3 protein-coding genes are annotated in these 3,716 nt (G+C 45.8%); 1 reads left to right on the top strand and 2 read right to left on the bottom strand.

Features of this window, described 5'->3' with window-relative positions:
• Positions 1 to 53 precede the first annotated feature (53 nt).
• A complete protein-coding gene (locus tag ACLFWI_RS28295; RefSeq protein ID WP_446415701.1) occupies positions 54 to 2,087 on the bottom strand; it encodes an AMP-dependent synthetase/ligase in 2,034 nt (677 codons plus the stop codon).
• Positions 2,088 to 2,336: 249 nt separating this feature from the next.
• On the opposite strand from ACLFWI_RS28295, the gene ACLFWI_RS28300 reads away from it, so the two are divergent.
• Positions 2,337 to 3,425 carry a response regulator gene (locus tag ACLFWI_RS28300; protein ID WP_446415702.1) on the top strand — a complete coding sequence of 363 codons (1,089 nt, stop codon included), beginning with the start codon at positions 2,337 to 2,339 and terminating at the stop codon, positions 3,423 to 3,425.
• A gap of 95 nt (positions 3,426 to 3,520) precedes the next feature.
• Here ACLFWI_RS28300 and ACLFWI_RS28305 read toward each other — a convergent pair.
• The coding region (locus ACLFWI_RS28305; RefSeq protein ID WP_446415703.1) for a hypothetical protein at positions 3,521 to 3,716 on the bottom strand (196 nt) is incomplete at its 5' end.

The following is a 3,716-nucleotide window of genomic DNA, read 5'->3' on the forward strand; positions in this document are numbered from 1 at the left end:
GGGGCATAATCATGTTAAGAGCAACAGGCAACTTGCCAGCAGACTCTTTCACCCTATTTCCCCGCAATAGGGGCGAACATCCCGTTAATGATATCGTGATATCGTTGAGTAACAACGGGTCGCCGGATTTTCAGTGTTTGAGTCATCATGCCATTTTCTATGGAAAAGGGTTCTAAAATCAGTGCAAATTGACCAATGCGATCATCAGGGCGATAACCTGGTCGATTTTTGACTTCCCGATTCAATTCTTGCCGGAATAGGTTCTGCACCTCTTTACTTTTCAGGTCAATACCCGTCCGGAACGACTCGCTGTCCTCGTTCGTATCAGAGTTGGGCAAGTTTAGGGTAACATTTTCAGCGGCTGCCCACTGTTGCAGGACTTCCAGATTCGGCACAATTAATGCCCCCAGCGATCGCTGATCTTGACCCACTAGCATAATTTGCTCAATATAAGGACTTCGCAGACAGGCATCTTCAATCGGTTGCGGCTCGATATTTTCGCCGTTGGTCAATACGATGGTATCTTTTGCCCGTCCTGTCAAGACTAAATCATTGTTGGGAGTCACCCATCCTAAATCTCCAGTATCAAACCATCCCTCGGAATCAATGGCTTTTGCTGTCGCCTCGGGATTTTTATAGTAGCCTTGCATCACTTGCGGTCCTTTCACCAAAACTAACCCCTGTTTCCCTGTGGGTAAGGGTTTACTGGTTTCGGGATCAACAATGCGAATCTGGGTTCCGGGCATGGGTAATCCGGAGGAACGGCGCAGATTCCGTTCCATCCGGCGAACATTCGTCACGGGAGAGGTTTCAGTGAGTCCATACCCCACCAGAATCTCAATCCCAGCAATTTCAAAGAAGTTTTCTAAATGCATTGCCAGGGAACCTCCACCACTGATAATGGTTTTGATTTGACCCCCGGTTGCCTCCCGCACGGTTTGATAAATTAGTTTGTCGGCTAATTTGTGGGCGGGTAACAGGAGTGAGGCTTGGATGCTGGCGCTGAGGCGTTCCAGGGGACTAGAGTTAAGCTGGTTCAAGTCTAACCCTTGGGCGATTCGCCGCGCTTTAATGTAGCGCTGACTGATATCCAGTAAGGTATACACTAATTTTTGCTTGTTCGGTGGTTGCTCCCGAAACTGCTTTTGCACCCCGTCATAAATCGATTCCCACAGCCGAGGAACGCCGATCATGTAGATGGGTTTAAAGGCTTTGAGATCGGCTTTGACATGGCGAATCGTGGTGTAAATTTGGGTACACCCTTGGGAGAGGAGGAAGTATTCAACGGTGCGTTCGTAGACATGCCACGTTGGTAAAATACTTAAGATGCGATCGCCTCCTTTGGGTTGGAGGACGATACCAAATGTGGTGACTTGATGCAGCAGGTTGCCATGACTTAACATTACCCCCTTGGGTTTCCCGGTGGTGCCGGAGGTGTACATTAAGGTGGCGAGGGTTTGACGGGTCGCCTGAACGGGTTGTAGAGTTGTTTTTGACCCCAGACTCATCACCTCAGAGAAATTGAAAACCTTGAGTTTGTCTTCAGCAGGTGGCTCTTCATCGGAGAGTATGATCACAAACTGAATCGGCAAATCGTCAAGATGAGGTCTGAGTTTGGTCAGTGTTTTCGTATCTTGGGCAACTAAAGCAATACTGCCACTGTGTTCTAAAATATACCGCAGTTCATCAGGATCAGCTTGGGCGCTGCGAACCACATTTGCCGCCCCAGCTGTCATGATCCCCTGATCCGCAATCAGCCAACGGGGGCTGTTATCGGCAATCAAGGCGATACGGGGAGGCAGATCCGAGGACTCTTGTTCCGCTTTGATCACCGGATTATCAAACAGGGTTTGTAATCCCGCCGCTAATTGTTGAATCTGGCGTACCAACTGGGTGTACGTGAAGATCACCTCGGGTTGGGTATGGGGATCTCTGAGGGCAATAATCTGTCCAAATCGCTGCGCTGCGATCGACCAAATTTCTGGCAGAGACTGGATAGAGGAGTAGTCTACCAGGTGCTTGAGCAGGTTACGTTCCTGGGGACTCATCGACAATGATATAGAATCAGCCGGTTCTGTTTTTAACATCTATTACAATTCCCTTGTTTGTTTACCATACTCTTTGGCAGTGAGGCAGAATAGGGGTTTCAGGTGGACAGAATCTCTTCTGTCTGTGGATATATTTTATTCCTATGCCCCATCTCTGTGTCTTGGTAAAACATTATCCCAAACGATGTCGGGAATGCTGAGGTGCAGACAAGGGAGGACTTGCCTCAATATAAACTGGGGGTATCTAAGGAAAATTCAGGATCATCTATTTTTCAAACGGGGAAGAGTATGAAACTTTTAGTTGTTGAAGATAATCCTACCTTAGCCAAAACCATTGTGGCAGGGTTAACTCAACAAAATTATGTTGTTGATCTAGCCCAGGACGGTGACACGGGGTTAGACAATGCTTTAGCCTATAACTACGATCTAATTTTGCTTGATATTAATTTACCTCATTTGGATAGTATTAGTCTTTGTCGTCGTTTAAGACAAGCGGGAAATACCAGTCCAATTGTTTTACTGAGTGCATCCGCAGCAACGCAAGATATGGTGGCGGGCTTAGATGCAGGCGCTGATGACTATGTGATTAAACCCTGTCCCGTTGAGGGGTTAGCGGCTCGTATTCGGGCATTACTCAGACGTAACTGGGATGCTAATACACCAACGTTGCAATGGGGAAAATTGGAAATCGATCCGAGTACCTGTGAAGTAACCTATCAGGGACAACCCTTGCGTCTATCTCCCAAAGAATATGGTCTTTTATATTTGTTGATGTCCTCTCCAACCCGGATATTTAGTCAAGATTATATTATTGAGAAACTTTGGACGTTCGGAGATCCACCCAATCGGGAAACGGTTAAGGCACATGTGAAAGGATTACGACGCAAGCTCAAAAAAGCGGGTGTAGGTGACATTATTGAAACCGTGTATGGGTTCGGTTATCGTTTGAAGGATCTGTGTGAACTGCAAACGGCGTCAAAGCTTAATCCGATTCTGGAACGGTTTGTGGCAATGCGTCAGATGGAGTATTTGATCCTTAATCCCGATTTAACCATTCGAGAGATTTCTGAGCAAGCTCAAAGGTTTTGTGATTTTCCTGAAAAATTAACTATGGGAAAGGCAGTTAGTGTTAGTTTTCCAGAGTTGATTGGTTTAGATGATATATTATTGGCTGTTTTGTCAGGAAAAACAGAAGATTTTAGGTTGGAAGGTGTGGCTCGTTCCCATAATCCGCAGCGACCGGATTATATTGATATCTATAGCATGAATGTTGATAATCAGTTATTTCTGCTGTTTGAAGATGTCTCCCCGGAAATGAGCTGGAAACAAACGGTTACTCAACAAGAAAATGAAACCTATCTTTTATTGGGATTTTAATCTGTTTGGGAAAATGTAAACTTGAGAGGTTATGCGGATTAAGCTGTTCGGCATTTAAACCTTAATCTAAATAATGGCAAAATCTTGTAGTGCGTTTAGCGAAGCCATGCCGCAGGCTTTGCATATTGCTCGCTACCAATACCCAATTTAAATGCATGATAGCTAAGGATTGGACATCCAGTCTCCGGTTTCTGGATGCCCCAACTTATTATATGATGTCCGGATTCATCACCCCGAATAAAAATGTAGGGGCTTGGTAACCAAGTAGGGGCTTGGTAACCAAGTAGGGGC

The sequence above is a fragment of the Coleofasciculus sp. genome (assembly GCF_046539235.1).
Classification (GTDB): domain Bacteria; phylum Cyanobacteriota; class Cyanobacteriia; order Cyanobacteriales; family Coleofasciculaceae; genus Coleofasciculus.

Coding starts and splice junctions, on each gene's coding strand:
- ACLFWI_RS28300 (WP_446415702.1), top strand. CDS start 2,337: ATGAAACTTTTAGTTGTTGAAGATAATCCTACCTTAGCCAAAACCATT.
- ACLFWI_RS28295 (WP_446415701.1), bottom strand. CDS start 2,087: ATGTTAAAAACAGAACCGGCTGATTCTATATCATTGTCGATGAGTCCC.